This window comes from Nitrospira sp. CR1.1 (assembly GCA_014055465.1).
In the GTDB taxonomy this organism is placed as follows: Bacteria; Nitrospirota; Nitrospiria; order Nitrospirales; family Nitrospiraceae; genus Nitrospira_A.
The window spans coordinates 135,152-152,743 of record WIAF01000007.1 but is presented as its reverse complement, the minus strand read 5'-3'; the positions used below and the strand labels follow the sequence as shown (position 1 = coordinate 152,743).

Sequence of the window (17,592 nt, the reverse complement as noted above, 5' to 3'; positions counted from 1 at the left end):
GCCATCATGTCCGATCCCAAACGAGAGCCGCTTCACGAGAGACGAGATACGGTCCTCTACCGTGTGACCTTGCACGGTGTACGACTCCGAAGCACGCCCGTGTATGGATTTCCCGCGCATGCATCCAGTACACTGCATTCTTGTTCTACCTAGCAGGATGCAGAAAAAGTCCACCAGCGGCGTTCTCGCATCGTTCAGCGGCTCAACGTACGACAAGAGCACGATTCGCCGCTTCACGCACTGCGGCCTTGCTGGATGGCCTTTTTGCGCATCCTGCGTACTATCCTGATACCAACACGCCACGTGACCTGATCGCGGCGTCGCGTGCAAAAAATGAGTTTTTCCGCAGCCTGCTAGAGGAGGGTCAGTGAGGGTTCGTCCCCGCACGGTGGTGCTGTCGCTGCTCGGCCTGGTGGTCGCGGGGGTTCTGCTCCTCTTCTATTCGCGCGAGTTGTTCGGCGTCGACATTCTCAAAAACTTCTTCCTGCAGCAACTCGAAACCAGCCTTCGCCGTAAAATCGAAGTCGATCGCATCAAACTCGTGGTGCTGCCCAGCCTTCGCCTGGAACTCACCAACGTCGACATTTACGGCCATGATGATCCGACGCACGTCGTGTTTTCCGCCAAGGAAATCGATATCGTCCTGCGGTTGCTGCCGCTGCTGAAGAAGCAGGTTGTCGCGAAACGCATCTTTCTCAACGAACCCACCGTGACGCTGGTTCGAAACCGCTCCGGACATTGGAATGTGTTGGCGGGCCTGCCCTCGGCGGCGAAGGACGAGTCGGCCTACCAGATGTTCAGCCGCCTCCTGCTGATCCGTGAGGCCACCATCCAGAAGGGCCACATCACGGTGACGGACGAGGCGCGGCCGGACGGCGTCCGGACCACGCAGCTCGAAACGGTCGAGATGGCGTTGAAAGTCTACCCGGGGAAAGGCCAAGGCGACTTGCATATTTCCGCCGCGCTGCCGACCAATGGCGCGCCCTCCTCCTTTTCGCTGACCGGCACGATCAGCCTGAGCGAATCGTCATCCACGCTGGCGGCCGAGGAACCCTACTCCGTCCGCCCGGCCTTCCAATTCGACGGTGAGATTGACACGACCAATCTTCGCCTGCGCGAAGCCGCCGACTTCTTCGGGCCCCGGCCGGTTCCTCCGCAACTGCAAGGAGGCGCCAGTCTGCACAGTCGCATTCGCGTGGCGCCGGGTGTCGCCGGTTACGATGTCGTCCTGACCGAGATTGCGGCGAACGTGGATGAACTGGCGGTGACAGGCAAGGCCAACCTGGCCGGGCTGTTGACGTCGCAACCCACCTTTTCCATCACCTTCGCCGCACCCTCGATCGATCTTCGGTCGCTCTTTACAAGGATTCCCGCGCAGTGGATTCACCCTCAACTGCCGGCCATCGTCGAGCAACGCCAGTTGGGAGGCACCGTTGAAATTCTCTCCGCCACCTTGACCGGCGCCACGGCGCCCAGCCCGCAGTTGTCGTTGACGGGTGATTTCCGGATCGACAAGGGCATGGCCCTGATCGGCAACGATCGTGTGCCGACGCAGAACCTGGCTGCCACCGTTTCGGTGGAGCCGGGACGAATCCGGGTCGGCAAGGTGACGGGCGCCTACGGCACATTGCAGATCACCGACGGCAAAGCCCTCGTCTCGTTCCTGGACGAGGGCCCCTGGATGGAATTGGATGTGAGCGGCGACATGACCGCCGCCGACCTGGTCAAGTTTTTGACCAAGACCATTCGCGCGGACAAACTGACGTCGTTGCTCGCGCAGTCGCGCGACATCGAAGGACAAACCCATCCGACCTTTCGCCTCGTCGGTCCGCTGGACAAGCCCGAGGGCATTACCTTTGCGGGCGGGGAGGTGCTGGCCGAACAGGTCAGTCTCATGAATCCTTCGCTGCCGCAACGCCTCACCGCCATGCACGGCCGTATCGTCTTCTCGCAAACCGGCGGCGCGCAGTTCGACCAGGTCACGGCCAATCTGGGGGAGGCGCAGCTGCAATTCAACGGCATGATCAGCGGAGGCACGCCCAGCGTCTTTCAAGATTTCGTCATCCGCGCGAAGGGCAGCGCCTCGCAACTGCGGCAGATGATCTCGGCGGGCACCTTTCCGGACGATCTGCTCTACGGCATGGTCAACGCCCGGGTGCAGCTCTCGGGGCCGTCCGGGGCGCCGCACTTGCGCGGAGAGATCGGCCTGAACGAAGCCAAACTCGTGCTCCCGACGCTGGGCGAAAAACCGCTGGGATCACCGGCCTCCTTGGAACTGGACGCCGACGTGACCAAAGGCATCGGCCTCGTCATTTCGCGCCTCGAACTCGTCGTGCCGCCCTTGCGCCTGCCGTTGAAGGGCCGCATCACCCTCGGCGACCAGTTCACCATCGACGCGTCGCTGGCCACTGGCACCGTGTCGGTCTCCAGCCTTCCGGACTGGGTGTACCGCAGCGGGTTTGAAGCCGGCAATCTCGAAGTCTCCATGGACGTGAAGGGCTCGGATGCCGAGTGGAAAAATTGGCGCACCGGCGGCTGGCTGGCGCTGACCAACGGCCTGATGACGCTCAAAGGCGTGGATGGCGCGGTGGAAGACATCTATCTTCGCTTGAAGTTTTCTAAAAACATCGCCGACATCAAGCAGCTGTCGTTCCGCATTAAAGACAGCGACGTCAGCCTGTCGGGCGCCCTGAAGAATTGGACCACCAAGCCGGTGATCGCAGTCAAAATCGAGTCGGCGCAAATGGACCTGGATCTGCTGATCCCGAAAGGACACCGCTCGCCGATCCGTGAATTTCTCGAAACCCTGGCTTCGACCAGTCAGGTCAGCGCCACGGCCACCATTGAAAAGGGCCTCTACAAACAATTGCGGTTCGGCGGGCTCTCGGGGCGGCTCACCATACAGGACGGCATGCTGGATCTCGACCGGGTCGTCGCGCAATCGGGAACCGGGCATGCGGCGGGACGGATGGTCGTGCGGCTTCCCAAAGGAGAACCGGCCGAAACAGAAACGTCGGTCCGTATGACGGGCATCCCCGCCGAGACCGTGCTGCAGTTGCTGGGCGCGCGCGAGCAGCCCGTGACCGGCGACATGAAACTCACCGGCGCGCTGCGCGGTCATGGACGAAATCCTCATGGCCTGCTGCCGACGCTCAACGGCAAGGTGGAACTGGTGCTGCAGGACGGACGCATTCTCAAAGCAGAGAAGCGCGCCATCTGGAAAATCCTCTCCATCCTGAACCTGCCGGCCGTGTTGCAAGGCAAAGTCGACCTGGAAAAGGATGGCCTACAGTACAACCGTGCGAGCGCCACCCTCACGGTGCAAAACGGGCTGGTCAAAACACAGAACATCATTCTGGACAGCGCGGTGCTGAAGATTTCGGCCGTCGGCACCTACGACATGCCCACCGATCAACTGGACATGATCTGGGCCGTGAGCCCGTTCGGGTCCTATTCGCAGTTCTTGAAATCCATTCCACTCTTCGGGCGGTTGGTCGCGGGGGATCGCAAGGGGCTGGCCACGGCCCTGTTTCAGGTGAAGGGGTCGATCGACGATCCGCAGGTGACCTACCTGCCAATGAAATCGTTTACCACCGGCCTGACCGGCGTGGCGCAACTTGCCTTCGATCTGTTGAAGAATACCGTCATGCTGCCGATTGACATTCTCACGCCGCACGAGGAAAAGGAGCCGCTGTTCGATCCGTCATTGGAGATTCAGACGCCGCCGTCCGCGCCGCCGCCCGTGGAGGTTCCGACTGCGCCGGCGCCGGCCGCGCCTTGACCGCCTCCGGAGCGCGTGATAGCATCCGCGATCATCTGATCGCCTCAACCTCATGAGCCAGTCCATCGACCGCCATACGACTCCCGGGCCCGGCGCGACGCTCTTCATCGCCGCCAGTGAAACCGATTCCAATCTCTACTACGCGACCAAATTCATCGCGCCCGATCCCTTTATCTACCTTGAGGTCAAGGGTGAGCGGTTAATGATCATGAGCGACCTGGAGGTGGATCGCGCGCGTCACCAGGCCACGGTCGATCGCGTGGTGTCCTATTCCGAATTGGAACGGCGGGCGAAATCCCTGGGCGAGAAAGATCCCGGAACCATCGACGTCATTCATCTCGTCCTGCAGGACGCCGGCGTGCACGACGTTCTGGTGCCGCCGACATTTCCGTTTCTCCATGCGCAACGACTGCAGGAGCTGGGATACCGGCTGCGCACGAAACGCGAGCCGTTTTATGAACGCCGGGTCGTGAAGTCGGACGAAGAGATTCGACACATCGAGGCCGCCCAGCGCGCGACGGAAACCGCCGTCGCCGCCGCGCACCAGAGCCTTCGCCGCGCTGAGATTCGCGAGAATGTGCTGTGGCTCGACGGAGAGGTCCTGACCTCGGAGCGCGTGAAGAAACTGATCAACGTTGCTCTGATGGAATGTGATTGCGTCGCGCAACATACCATCGTGGCAGGCGGGGAGCAGGCTTGCGATCCCCACGACGAAGGCAGCGGCCCGTTGCCGGCGCATCGCAGCATTATCTTCGACGTGTTTCCGCGTTCAGCCGATTCCCGGTACTTTGCCGACATGTCTCGCACCGTAGTTCGCGGACAGCCTTCGCCAGAATTGATGAAACTGTACGGGACCGTCAAGGACGCGCAGGAGGAAGCCATAAGCAAAATTCGCGACGGCGCAGACGGCGCCGTCATCCATCAAGGGATTTGCGATCGCTTCGAGAAGGCGGGCTACAAGACCGGCCTGGTCAACGGCCGCATGCAAGGGTATTTCCACGGCACCGGACACGGCGTCGGCTTGGACATTCACGAAGCGCCTCGCATCAGCCGCACCGGGTCATTGCTCCAGGAAGGGCATGTCGTCACCGTGGAACCAGGACTGTATTATCCCGGTCTCGGCGCCGTGCGCATCGAAGACATGGTGCTCGTGACCAGGGACGGTTGCCGAAACCTCACGAACTATCCGAAAGTGTTTGAACTCGACTGACCTTTTGTGAACGCTCCATCAACGGGGAGAGGAAGCCTTTCGCTCGTTTCACGTTTTACGTCTCACGCCTCACGCTAATATGCGCCTCACCTTTACGATCCAGCGCTTCAATCCCGAAACCGATCAGCATCCGCACCAAGAAGAGTACCGCCTCGACATCGGACGAGGCATGACGGTGCTCGAAGCCTTGATCCGCATCAAGAACGAACTCGATGGCCGCCTGGCGCTTCGCTATTCCTGCCGCTCCGCCATTTGCGGCTCGTGCGCCATGCATATCAACGGCACGCAAAAGTTGGCCTGCCGGACGTCCATCCGGAAAGAGCTGGAGCGGCATGGCGGAATCACCATCGCGCCCTTGCCGAATCTTCCGGTGATCAAGGATCTGGTCGTCGATATGGCGCCCTTCTGGGAAAAGATCCGGGCGGTCACGCCGTGGCTGACCCCGATCACGCACCCGACCAAGCGTTACGGCTCGTCAGGGCAATTGCGCTTACTGCCCGACAGTTATCAATTTCACAACGTGGACGCGTGTATCATGTGCGCGGCCTGCGTGGCTGCCTGCACTTCCCACGAAGTCTCGCGCGGGTTTCTCGGGCCGGCGGCGCTGGCCAAAGCGGCGCGCTTCGTGGCGGACCCGCGCGAACCGGCGGACGCCAAACAGGTGCGGCTCTCCGCACTGCAAGAAGCAGACGGCATCTGGGATTGCACGCGGTGCAACATGTGCGTGCAGGTCTGCCCGAAAGATGTTCAGCCGATGGAGGCGATCATTCGCTTGCGCCGGTCTTCGCTGCGACACGGCCTGACCACCGCCGAGGGTGCCCGCCATATCACCGGCTTTGTCGATCTGATCCGTCAGGACGGGCGCTTGAACGAAGCCCTGATGCCGCTCAAAGTCCTCGGCTTCAGTGTGCGACGGGTCCTCGACGTCATGCCGCTGGGCTTCCGCATGTTTTTCAAGGGCAAAGTCCCGTTGCCGTTCGGCCACACTATCCCCGGTATCGAGCAGGTCCGGGCGATCTTCACTGCGGCGCGACGGCGGACCACGCGTCTCTGACGCCCATGCCGGGCACGTTCCGATACCTCGACGACATCGCGCTGGCCGATATGGCCTTCGAAGCGGAGGGCGATTCCCTTTCGGAGCTGTTCGAGGCCGCGACTGAGGCCCTCATCCAGATCCTGGCCGATCCTGCGTCTGTTGCCCAAACCTGGCAACAGACGATCGAGTTGGAGGAATCGGATATCGGCACGCTGCTGTTCGAGTGGCTGAACCGGCTCGTCTATTTGAAAGACGCGCAGGCCGTGGTCTTTCACCATGCCATCCTGGCCCTACACGCAACGCCTGATCAATCCGCCTGGCGCCTCCATGCCGAATTGGTCGGAGCGCCGGTGGATCAGGCGACGCAGGATCTGCGATCCGACGTGAAAGGCGTGACCAAACATCTCTACGCCGTGACACAGACCGGGAACAGCTGGAAGGCCAGGGTGGTCTTGGATGTCTGACGCATGACAAAGTCCCCACAACGTTTGTTTGACACCTGGGTGAAGCGATGACACTCAACACCGACATGCAGGTCAATCGTCTTGATGATTACCTCTGGGAAATTCCGCCCTCCGAAAAGGCGGGCATGCTGGTCCCGGCGAGAATCTATGCGAGTCCGGCCATTCTCAGCGCAATGGATCGCGGGGTCTTCGATCAGGTCACGAATGTTGCCTGTCTGCCCGGCATCCATCGGTATGCGCTCTGCATGCCCGACGGCCACTGGGGGTATGGGTTTCCCATCGGCGGAGTCGCGGCCTTCGATCCGGATGACGGCATCATCTCGCCCGGCGGAGTCGGTTATGACATCAACTGCGGCATGCGGTTGATCCGGACGGACCTGTCGCTCTCCGAGGTACGGCCGAAACTTGAACTATTGATGACCGAATTATTTCGCCGCGTACCGGCCGGCGTGGGATCACGCGGCTTCGTCACTGTAAACCGGCGGGAGTTTCGCGAGGTGATGCGCAAAGGCGCGGCCTGGTGCATCGCCAAGGGTTACGGATGGGAAGAAGATTTGGATCGAATCGAAGAGCGGGGCTGCCTCGAAGGCGCTGACCCGACGCACGTCACGGATTACGCCATCGAACGTGGCATCAACCAACTCGGGACCTTGGGATCGGGCAATCATTATCTGGAGGTGCAGGTTCTCTCGGATAAGGGCATCTTCGATCGGGAGGCGGCCGCCGCGATGGGCCTAACCGGTCGCGACCAGGTCGTGGTGATGGTCCATTGCGGCTCGCGCGGCTTTGGGCACCAGGTCGCGAGCGACTATCTGAAAATATTCGAGAAGGCGATGCGCCGCTACGGAATCTCCGTCAAGGATCAGCAACTCGCCTGCGCGCCGTTTCGCTCACCAGAAGGGCGGGACTATTTCGGCGCGATGAACTGCGCAGCCAACACCGCGTTCGCCAATCGCCAGGTCATCACGCATCAAATCCGCGAAGCCTTCGCCGCCGTGTTCGATTCAACGCCGCATGCGCTCGGCATGCATCTGATCTACGATGTGGCGCATAACATCGCGAAGGTGGAACGCTACGGAGACGGGGAGTGGCTGGTGCATCGCAAGGGGGCCACCAGGGCGTTCGGCCCAGGCAGTCCCGAGCTGCCGGACTGTTATCGCCATATCGGCCAGCCGGTCATCTGCGGCGGCTCGATGGAAACCGGATCCTATCTCTTAGTCGGAACCAATCGCGCCATGCACGACACCTTCGGCTCCACGATGCACGGATCCGGCCGGACGATGTCGCGCGCCCAAGCCAAACGCACGGTGCGGGGCGAACAGCTGCTGCGCGACATGAAACAACACGGCATTCTGGTAAAAGCGGTGTCCATGTCAGGCCTCGCCGAGGAAGCCGGGTCGGCGTATAAGAACATCTCCGATGTGGTGAACACGGTGGACCAGGCGGGAATCACAAAAAAAGTGGCGGAACTCAAACCAATCGGCAATATAAAGGGCTAGCACGGCATGCACGCGACACACATGCGCGGCTCCGGGGTCACCGGGGGTCGAAAGCGTGTCGTCACCCAATCAGCGCCGCCCCACGATGGAACAACGCCAGCACGAACGGTTTCCCGCTCACTTCCGAAGCGCCTTCAGCTCAGTGAATCGCGTCGAGGGAGATGGCACCGTGGTCGATCTCTCCTTGCGAGGCTGCGGAATCGTCAGTCAGACGGCTATTCATCCTGGCACCATGCTGACGCTCCGCATTCATGTGCCGGATCCGGAGACGACGCTGACGGTCCAGCAAGCCGTCGTCCGCTGGCGCCGGGACGGGCGCCTCGGTCTCGAGTTTCTCTCCCTGCCGCCTGACGAATGGGCTCGCCTCCAACGCATCGTCAAAGAACTCTCTCGCCATCCCTACGAACGGACCCACGACCGGCAGGACGATTCCGGCGCCTAGCGCCGCTTCCTGTCGAGGAGGATACAGCATGGCTGACGCTTCCGCATCGCGATTGCCTCGAACCTGGATCCCGGCGCTGCTGATCAGCATCATCGTGTCAGCCGTCTGCGCTGCGGCTCTTTACGTGCTCCTGGCTCAGCATGACCGCTCGCTCGTGGCGCAACGAAATGCCTCGGCCGTCATGGCGGCGGAGTACAGTGCGCGCGCCACGGCGCGAACCCTGGCCTGGTTCAGCGAATCAATGGGCAGCGAGAATTTCGCCTCCATCCAGCAGACCCTTGAACAACATACCCAACAGGCCAATCTCCTCTCGGCCGCTGTCATCCTGGAAGACAATCTGGTAGTGGCAGCCAGCAATCCCGCCGCCATCGGGACCACGCTTCAAGATGCGGCCTGGCTGGCCGCGCGCCGGACACAGACCGGTGTCATCACGCCCGGTATCGAGCAGGGCAGACCAGCCTTCATCGTCGTGGAACCGTTCCGCCGAGACAACCGCGTGGCCGGATGGATCAGACTGGCCGTCGCCACGCCGCCCGAAGCAGCGGCGCCGCGATCCGAGGATGATTTAGGCCGGGATGTCGCCCTCGTCATCACGCCGCTGCTGCTCTTGATGGCGACCCTCTTGATGCTGACCATGCGCGGCCTCATGAGCCGGGTCCGCTCGCTCCTCGCCGGCATTCTGCTCGAAGCCAGGGAGCAGGCTCCTCACACGATGCGCGGAGGCGTCGAAACCCAGGACGGAGGCGGGATGGCCTGAAATCCCACCATCCGGGACGTGGCCTGGTCCCTATCACCTTCACCCAGAAAGGCAACCTGCCCTTAGGGCGCTCGACAAGTGCTATTTCTCTGGCAGTTCTTCCAAAGTTTGATAGGCTGAGACGAACGCACAGGCAGTAGGCCGGCCAATGCGCGCGAGGCGCCTGCCTGGATCCGGCGACGCGATTCAACCGACCGATCGCCACACAGGTGATACCGACATTATGAGTCAAGCGAATCCCAAGATCCTCATCGCCGACGACGACCCGCTCGCGCGGCTGTTCGTCAAGAACGCCTTGGAACCGGCCGGCATGGCCGTCTTAGAGGCCACCGGCGGGAAGGACGCGCTGGCGAAGTTTGAGGCAATCGGCCCGGATCTCGTGATTCTCGACATCATGATGCCGGATCTGGACGGGTATCTGACCTGCTCCCGGATCCGCTCGCTCCCGCGCGGCAAACGGGTGCCCATCCTTGTGCTCACCGGCCTGGATGACGCGCAATCCATCGGGCAGGCCTATCAGCACGGCGCCACGGACTTCATCACCAAACCCGTCAATGCCACCATTCTCTGCCATCACGTCCGGTACATGCTCCGCACCAATAACGTGCTGCACGCGTTGATCCGCAGCGAATCCCGGCTGGAACTGGCGCAACGCATTGCCCGCATCGGGAACTGGGATTGGAATCCCAAGACCAATCGCTTCACCATGTCGAACGAATTGTGCCGCCTGGTCGGTGTGCGGCCGCAGGATTTCGCCGGCACCTTTGAAGCGTTCCTCGCCCTCGTGCATGCGGATGACCGCCCGATCGTGACGGGCGCCCTGCAAAAACTTATCGGGCAACAGACTCCCTGCGATATCGACCATCGCATCGTACTGCCGAACGGCACCGACTTCATCATCCATTTGCAAGCCGAGGCGGTGCGCGAAGAAGAGACGGACGACATCACGGTCATCGGGACGGCCCAGGACATCACCGAGCGCAAACAGGCGGAACGGGCCATCCATCAATTGGCCTATTACGACAGTCTGACCGGCCTGGCCAATCGCGTGTTGTTCAAGGACCGCCTCTCGAATGCCCTGTCCTATGCCGCGCGCCATCACCAGCACCTTGCCACGCTGTTTATCGACCTGGATCGTTTTAAAATCATCAATGACACGCTAGGACATACCGTGGGCGATCTCCTGCTGACGCATGTCGCGGAACGTCTCAGCGACTCGGTTCGTCAGAGCGACTCGGTCAGCCGGCATGCCGACCATGAACCGGTGCATGCCCTTGCCCGGCTTGGCGGGGATGAATTCACCATTCTCCTGACGGCACTGCCACAGCCGGAAGATGCGGGCAGAGTCGCCCGGCGCATTCTGGAATCGCTGGCCCATCCCTTCAGCATCGACGGACATGAAATTTTTATTTCCGCCAGCATCGGCATTTCAATCTTCCCGTCGGACGGCTCCACCGTGGAGGCGCTGCTGAAGAACGCCGATACCGCGATGTATCACGCGAAGGAACAGGGCCGGAATAATTGTCAGTATTATTCGTCCGGCCTGAATGCCGCGGCGGCCGAACGCCTCGATCTCGAAAACGAACTCCGGCGTGCGCTTGAACGGGAAGAGTTTGTCGTCTTTTACCAGCCGAAGCTGAATATCCATTCGCGCCGTATTCTGGGCGCCGAGGCGCTGGTGCGATGGAAGCATCCCAAGCGCGGCCTGGTGCCGCCGGGGGTTTTTTTGAACGCCGCCATCGACACCGGCCTGATCCGCTCCATGGACGAATGGGTGCTTCGGGAAGCCTGCCGTCAGGTCAAGGCCTGGGAGAAGGCGGGCCTTCCCGCGATCACCATCTCCGCCAACGTCTCCAACTCGCTCTTCCACGGACGCACGCTGCCCGCCACGGTCGCCGACGCCCTGCGGGATTCCGGCTTGAACCCTGCGCAACTGGAACTGGAACTGACCGAGTCCATCGCGATGCGGGATGTCGAGGCTTCTGTCACCATGTTGGAGGGGCTGCGGACCATGGGGGTGCGGCTGTCGATCGATGACTTTGGAACCGGCTATTCGTCGTTGAGTTATCTCCAACGATTTCCGCTGAGCCGGTTGAAAATCGATCAATCCTTCGTTCGGGACCTGCTGACGAATGAGAATAACGTAAAGATCACGCGCGCCATCATCGCCATGGCCCACAGCTTGAACCTCTCAGTGTTGGCCGAAGGCGTGGAAACGGAAGGGCAGTTGGCGCGGTTACGGGAAGAAGGCTGCGATGAAGTGCAGGGCTATCTGTTCAGCCGCCCTGTCTGCGCGGAGGAGTTTGAAACGCTGCTCAAGGGCGATGCCGATGCCCGTACAGCAGCGTAATGTTGATCCGCCGGTTGGTGAGTCCTTCCTTGAACGCAATGTCGTCGGTTTCGTGAAACAGATCTGAGTTAAACAGGACCGCTCGATTGGCCCGATAGGGAATCTTGATTTCCTTCGCCCCTTGCGATGTGAGCCATTCGTAGATGCTGCCCCGGGCCTTGTCGCTATTGTAGGTTTTGAAGTCCCACTCCCTCGGCGCTTCCTTGTCCCATACCACCAGCCCCCCGCTCTCAGGATTGAGATTCGCGTCGTCCGGCGTGATCCAGAAATTGACGTTCACCGCGGCGGCATCGGCATGGATATTCAAGCCGCGCCGGGCGCTATCGTGCTTGAAGGCCCAGGCCTGCGTGAGGCGGTGTGTGCCGAAAATGCGCGGCAGCCGCCGGCGAAGTTCCTCGGCAATCTGCAGCAGCAGGGGTGACGCAAAGCCGTCGCCGAGAAACGCCCCGATGTACCCGTTCTCATAGTCTTTCTTCCAGATCGTCGACGTCCAGCAGAACTCTCTCAGGCGCCGCAGCGCTTCCTCTGACAGCAGTCCATCAACAGAGGTCACCTCCGGCTGCGTCGCCAGATACCGTGCTTCAATCGCGGCGTGATCCAGATCAGACGAGAGCGCTCCCTCTCCCATCGTCTCACAAGGCGCAATGTACAACAGCCGGTTGAACGAGGGAGCAATAGGCTGAAGGTCGGCAGGGGACAGGGCAACGCGATTGGACGGGACAGTGCCAGGGGCCGGCTCCAGGCGCCCGCGCAAATGACGCAGCGCCTCGTGATATCCCCGCCATTCTTCGCCCAGTAACCCGCGCTCAAACAAGTAGCCGATTTGCTCGGCATCATGCTTCACGCGGGAACGAAAGACCGCGGAGTCGGTGACGGGGCGGCCGTGCGCACACTTGGCCTTGGCCGTTTCCGCAAAACAGCGCAGAGCGCGAGGAATATCCTCCCGCCAGATCCACGCGATGCCCAGGTTATACAACGCCGTCCCGTACCCGGGATGGGCCTGCAGCGCCCGTTCGAAGCAGCGGATGGCGTCATCCACCAGGCCCTGCTCCAGCAAGACCAATCCTAGATTGTTGTGGGCTTCGGCATGCGCCGGCTTCAGGGCAATGGCCTTCCGATACGCATCTGCCGCCGCATCGAGCCGGCCTTGTTCTTTCAACACCACGCCGAGATTGTTGTGAGCTTCGGCATGCTCCGGATTGAGCGCCAACACCTGTTCGTAGGATGCGTGTGCCTCAGCCAAACGTCCTAACTCTTTATAGACATTCCCGAGGTTCGTGCGGGGGTCGATGTAACGCGGGTTGAGCTGAATGGCTCGAGTGTAGGCTTCAACCGCGTCGGGGAGGAGTCCCGCCCGTTGGAGCACGACGCCATGGTTAAAGCAATAGACGGGGTTACCCGCATCGGCAGCCCGAGCCTGGGCAAGACGGGTCAACGCGTCCCGGAAGTTCCCGCGCCGGTACAACAGCAGACCCAACCCGTGCAGGGCATCCGGCTGGGCAGGGATTCGTGCGAGTAGCTGCTGATAGCCCCGTTCCGCGTCATCCAGGCGTCCGGCCTGATGATGCATCTGGGCCTCGCGCAAACCGGCCGCGGCAGCCGCTGCGCCTCCCGCGCTTTTCCCCTGTAACTTTTCTTCCCGGCGACGCTCCTCACGATTCATGAACCACCTCCATCGATCGGAAGACCGGCCGATGGAGAGAGTAACGCAGATCGGGGATGGGGGTCAAAGGAACCGGGGAGGGGAATCCGGACGATCAGGCCGCTTGGGCATCGTCCTGCCGTTTACGGCGTTGGCCCAAAATGTCGAGGGCGGCGACGCGGTAGGCTTCGGCAAACGTGGGAAAGCTGAAAATGGTATCGATGAACCGATCGATGGCCGCCCCGTCCTGCAACGCCATCTGGCCGAGATGAATCAGTTCCGCCGCATTCTCGCCCACAATCTGGACGCCCAGGAGGCGCTCCCCGGACGGATCGGCGACCAGTTTCAGTAGCCCGTTGCACGCGCCGGTGATCTGCCCCTTGGCAATTTCCGTAAACGGAGCGCGGCCGATGATCGGCCCCCGATATCGGGCCGCAGCCTGTTCCTCATCCAGGCCGATAGAGGCGATCTCCGGAATGGTATAGATCCCGATTGGCACCTGATTGAGCGATTCACCGACCGGGAGGCCTAAGGCGTAACTGACGGCCCGACGACCATCCTCCATCGCTTGTGAGGCCAGGGCCGGGGGACGACCCAGCATATCGCCGGCGGCAAAAATATGCGGGACGGAGGTTTGCCCGTATTCGTTGACGGGGATGCGGCCCTTCTCGTCCATCGTGAGTCCGGCCGCCTCGAGATTCAATTCTTCAATGTTCGGCCGACGCCCCAGTGCCACCAGCATTTTTTCGCTCTTGACCGCCATCCCGTTCGCCAGTCGGGAGACGACGGAGGACACGCCGTCCCAGGCCACTTCGGTGACTGTGTGGCCGGAGTAAAACCGTCCGCCCTGGCGTTCGATGCTGCGCTGAAACACCTCGACGATTTCCGCGTCCATGAACGACAGGGGGCGCGGGGCCCTGTCGATGAGCGTCACTTCGACCCCCAGTAGCGCAAAGGTCGAAGCATATTCGCAGGCGATGACCCCGCCGCCCAAAATCGTCAACGACCGGGGAAGGTAGATCATCGACAAGATCGAATCACTATCCAGCACATGTTCGTGATCGACGGGGATCTGCGGAATCGACGAAGGGCGAGATCCTGTTGCCAGCACGATCGTTTCGGCCGTCAGGGTTTGGCAGGCGCCGTCGACGGTTTCCAGCTGGACTTCGTGGGGCGAGAGGAGTCGCGCGCGCCCGTGCCGGTAGGTCACGCCGTTGCGCGTGATTTGACCGGCCATATAACACTCATGCGCTTTCACGACCTCGTCGAGGCGATGCAACAGGACGGTCATGGGCACGTCGAAACGCATCTTGCCCTCGAACACCTCACTCGACCGTTTCAGGCGCTCGTATTGCACCGCTGTTTCGCGCAAGGTCTTGCTGGGGATCGTGCCGCGGTACACGCAATTTCCGCCGATGCCGGGCTCCTGCTCGATCAGCACGACCTTCTTGCCGGCTTTGGCGCCCTGGATCGCAGCCTTTTGCCCGGCCGGTCCGCTGCCGATCACGACGATGTCGTAGGCGCTCGCGGGCATCACAATGGCATCGCCTCCACGACGGCTTGTACCTTGTCCTTATGGGCCAAGAGCGCATCGATATCTTTCGGATACAGGTTCAGATCGGCAAAGACCGAATGCTCCCGCACCGTGGCTTCATCGAAGCCGTCGGGATCAAGAAAATGTTTCGCCAGGCGACCCGCCAGGCAGGTCGTCATACATTCCTGCTTCGCCGTTTTGGCGTAGTGATAATCGGCATGGAACCCGATCGATTCCACCACGGGCGGAGGCAGGCCCCATTCGTCGGCGACCAGCAGACCCACCTGGATGTAATACCCGTCGAGCAGTTGATGGAGGAGACCCTGCGTCAATGCGCTGCCTCGTTCCTTAGCCAGGGCGACCAGGGTTTGCAACACGACCGGGCGGCCGATTCCGTGCAGGAGACCGCACAGGTAGGCGCTTTCAACGTTGAACCGGCGCATACGCGCAATTTCTTTGGCATAGGCTCCGCTGGCGAGAGAATAATGCCAGAGGCTCTTGACTTCGTTATCCCATCCCGGCACTTTGAATGCGCTGCCTTTGATGGATGCGGAGAAGGCCAGTTCGGACATCAGGTTCATACCCAGCATGGACACGGCATGCTGCAGCGAGACGACGGGATTGCGGGTCATGTAAGCCGGAGAATTGGCAATGCGGATGACATGGGCGGCCAGCGCCTGATCCTGATGAATGAGCGAGGCCAGTTTGGCCGCTTCGGCATCGGGATCATACACCATGGCCAGAATTCGGGAAGCCACCTGCGGCAACAGCGGGAGTTCGATGGCTCCTTTCCGGATCCGTTCGATCAAGAGCTGCTCTAACGGGCTGGTTGAGGCAGGGTCTGAGATCGGGGCAAGTTCAGCACTCATATAGGGCTCACACCACAGGTCTAGGGTTGCGGGATTGTGTTCGTTGTACATCCTTTTCGGCTCGTTCGGCCGAAAACCTTAACCTTCGAGAGTAAAGGGGACCGGCACAGAACATGCCAGATCAGTTGAGGTATTCGCAGCGGCGCCCCCTCCTTCTCCTACAGGCCGTTTCCCTAAAGAAGGAGCACCAGCCATGATCGCAGGGAGAGTGTTATTGTTCCTCTGTCTCACGGGCGCCATGCCCGGTCTGGCTCCACGGGCCATCGCCGCCGGAGACCAGGCGTCACCGTCGACCACCGAGAAAATGATACGGGACACGAAGGAGGCCGTCGAATCCACGAAACAATACACGATGCAACAAAAGGACAACTTTCAAAAAACTGTCCAGGCTGAACTGGCTGAGATGCAAACAAAGATCGCGGAGCTTCAAACGAAAACCAGGGCCGCCTCCGCAGAAGCCAGGAAAGAGTTGCAAGCAGCCCTGCAGGATCTGGAACGCAAGAAAGAAGAGGCCCGGAAGCAGCTGGACGAGGTCAGCCGTTCGACCAGTTCGGCCTGGAACAGGTTGAAAGACAACCTGGACGCAACCGTGGCGGATCTCAAGAAAAGTTATAAGGAAACGGTTTCCAAATTGCCCTGACCGGGAAGACAACGCCTTCCTTGTGAACGCCTCCTTTCCCCCGACAACGAATCCCGGTCCGACCTGGTCAAGGAGGGGGACAATACGTTAAGGTGCGGAGACAAGCAGGACCACCACACGACGAGACCTATGCCGCTCACATTTGCCCTCTATCCCGGTTGCGCTGCCAAAGGCGCAACGCCTGAACTCTACCAATCCACCATGGCCATCATCGGCCGCCTGGGCATCGAGGTCGTTGAACTCGCGGCCTCGTCCTGCTGCGGTGCCGGGGTCATCGGGGAAGCGGACCCGGACCTGGCTCTCGCGCTCAATGCCCGCACCTTCGCCCAGGCCGAACGGATGGGACTGGACGTGATGACGATTTGCGGCACCTGCCAGGGAGTCATGAGCGCAGCCAATCGGCGCCTGAAACACGAGCCGGCAACCCTTGAGCGGGTGAACAAGATGCTCGCGCAGGACGGCATTTCTTACGGCGGCGGCGTGCAGGTGAAACATCTCCTGTGGATCGCCGTGCGTGATCTCGGACTCGGCCGTGTCACTGAAACGGTCCGGTCGCCCTTTCGCGATTTCCGTATCGCCCCTTTTTACGGCTGCTACATGCTGCGCCCATCCTGGGAACTGGGTTTCGATGATCCCGAAAATCCCAGTTCGTTGGAAAAAATCATTCGTGCCGTCGGCGGAGAGCCGGTCGCCTACGCGGGCCGGACCAAATGTTGCGGCTTCCCGATTATCCTGGAGAAGGAAGCCATCGCGGTGGCCATGGCCGGCACGAATATGAAGGACGCGAAGGACCATGGTGCAGACTTTATGGTGACGCCCTGTCCGCTCTGTCATATGAGCCTGGATATCTACCAGGAGCGCGCGGGGCGGGCGGTGAAGACTGAACTGAACCTTCCCATTCTCCATCTCCCGCAATTGCTCGGTCTCGCCATGGGGATTCCCGCGCAGGACCTTGGGCTGTCGCGCCATCTGATTTCCGTCGAACGGATCGTGACTCGTTTGCAGACACCGGACACAACACATTCATCCTTACCCGTGGAGCCCACGACATGAAGGTCATCGCCCTCTCGGATTGTCAGCAGTTCAGCCAGGACAAAATGAAAAAGAATAACCTGTTCGAAACGCCGCGGTTTTTTTGCGACATCTATTGTTTCGAACCAGGGCAGGAACAGAAGGGTCATATTCACGGCGAACAGGACAAGGTCTACATCGTGCTGGAGGGCGAAGGCACGTTTCAGGTCGGCCCGGAAAAACGCGTGCTGGGAGCCGGGCAGGGAACGATGGCGGCCGCTGGTGAGGAACATGGGGTCAGGAATCACAGCGCGCAGCGTCTAAAAGTGCTCGTGTTTGTCGCGCCGAATCCCTGAG

The 17,592-nt window shown here is 61.0% G+C and carries 14 protein-coding genes; 11 read left to right on the top strand and 3 right to left on the bottom strand.

Going from position 1 to position 17,592, the window contains the following annotated elements; translation table 11 throughout:
• The first annotated feature begins 367 nt into the window (after window positions 1–367).
• The 8 genes from GDA65_13650 to GDA65_13615 all read left to right on the top strand — a co-directional run bounded on the left by GDA65_13650 (window position 368) and on the right by GDA65_13615 (window position 11,539).
• Window positions 368–3,781, top strand: coding sequence for an AsmA family protein (locus GDA65_13650; GenBank protein MBA5863735.1), 3,414 nt, complete (start codon window positions 368–370; stop codon window positions 3,779–3,781).
• A gap of 52 nt (window positions 3,782–3,833) precedes the next feature.
• Window positions 3,834–4,991 carry a M24 family metallopeptidase gene (locus tag GDA65_13645; GenBank protein ID MBA5863734.1) on the top strand — a complete coding sequence of 386 codons (1,158 nt, stop codon included), beginning with the start codon at window positions 3,834–3,836 and terminating at the stop codon, window positions 4,989–4,991.
• A gap of 79 nt (window positions 4,992–5,070) precedes the next feature.
• Window positions 5,071–6,045 carry a succinate dehydrogenase iron-sulfur subunit gene (gene sdhB, locus GDA65_13640; GenBank protein MBA5863733.1) on the top strand — a complete coding sequence of 325 codons (975 nt, stop codon included), beginning with the start codon at window positions 5,071–5,073 and terminating at the stop codon, window positions 6,043–6,045.
• Window positions 6,046–6,050: 5 nt separating this feature from the next.
• Complete coding sequence (locus GDA65_13635) at window positions 6,051–6,491, top strand: hypothetical protein (GenBank protein MBA5863732.1); 441 nt, start codon at window positions 6,051–6,053, stop codon at window positions 6,489–6,491.
• A gap of 47 nt (window positions 6,492–6,538) precedes the next feature.
• Window positions 6,539–7,990 carry an RNA-splicing ligase RtcB gene (locus GDA65_13630; GenBank protein MBA5863731.1) on the top strand — a complete coding sequence of 484 codons (1,452 nt, stop codon included), beginning with the start codon at window positions 6,539–6,541 and terminating at the stop codon, window positions 7,988–7,990.
• A 55-nt stretch (window positions 7,991–8,045) separates the two neighbouring features.
• Window positions 8,046–8,432, top strand: a complete 387-nt coding sequence (locus GDA65_13625; protein ID MBA5863730.1) for a hypothetical protein — start codon at window positions 8,046–8,048, stop codon at window positions 8,430–8,432.
• A 28-nt stretch (window positions 8,433–8,460) separates the two neighbouring features.
• The gene (locus GDA65_13620) at window positions 8,461–9,189 is read left to right on the top strand and encodes a hypothetical protein (protein MBA5863729.1); all 729 of its coding nucleotides are present in this window, start codon (window positions 8,461–8,463) and stop codon (window positions 9,187–9,189) included.
• Window positions 9,190–9,337: 148 nt separating this feature from the next.
• The gene (locus tag GDA65_13615; protein ID MBA5863728.1) at window positions 9,338–11,539 is read left to right on the top strand and encodes an EAL domain-containing protein; all 2,202 of its coding nucleotides are present in this window, start codon (window positions 9,338–9,340) and stop codon (window positions 11,537–11,539) included.
• Here the strand turns inward: GDA65_13615 and GDA65_13610 are convergent.
• From GDA65_13610 to GDA65_13600, 3 genes are all read right to left on the bottom strand, one after another.
• Window positions 11,505–13,202 carry a tetratricopeptide repeat protein gene (locus GDA65_13610; protein ID MBA5863727.1) on the bottom strand — a complete coding sequence of 566 codons (1,698 nt, stop codon included), beginning with the start codon at window positions 13,200–13,202 and terminating at the stop codon, window positions 11,505–11,507. The genes GDA65_13615 and GDA65_13610 overlap by 35 nt on opposite strands.
• Before the next feature lie 94 nt (window positions 13,203–13,296).
• Complete coding sequence (locus tag GDA65_13605; GenBank protein MBA5863726.1) at window positions 13,297–14,715, bottom strand: Si-specific NAD(P)(+) transhydrogenase; 1,419 nt, start codon at window positions 14,713–14,715, stop codon at window positions 13,297–13,299.
• Window positions 14,715–15,635 (bottom strand): HDOD domain-containing protein, encoded by a 921-nt coding sequence (locus GDA65_13600; protein ID MBA5863725.1) that lies wholly within the window; start codon window positions 15,633–15,635, stop codon window positions 14,715–14,717. The genes GDA65_13605 and GDA65_13600 overlap by 1 nt, the downstream gene beginning before the upstream one ends.
• Window positions 15,636–15,777: 142 nt before the next feature.
• Between GDA65_13600 and GDA65_13595 the strand changes: the two genes are divergently transcribed.
• The 3 genes from GDA65_13595 (at window position 15,778) to GDA65_13585 (ending at window position 17,591) form a co-directional block, all read left to right on the top strand.
• Window positions 15,778–16,224: a hypothetical protein gene (locus GDA65_13595; GenBank protein ID MBA5863724.1), complete on the top strand. Its 447-nt coding sequence runs from the start codon at window positions 15,778–15,780 to the stop codon at window positions 16,222–16,224.
• A gap of 129 nt (window positions 16,225–16,353) precedes the next feature.
• Window positions 16,354–17,277 (top strand): heterodisulfide reductase, encoded by a 924-nt coding sequence (locus GDA65_13590; protein ID MBA5863723.1) that lies wholly within the window; start codon window positions 16,354–16,356, stop codon window positions 17,275–17,277.
• Entirely contained in the window at window positions 17,274–17,591 is a 318-nt protein-coding gene (locus GDA65_13585) for a cupin domain-containing protein (GenBank protein ID MBA5863722.1), read from the top strand. The genes GDA65_13590 and GDA65_13585 overlap by 4 nt, the downstream gene beginning before the upstream one ends.
• Window position 17,592: the final 1 nt, after the last annotated feature.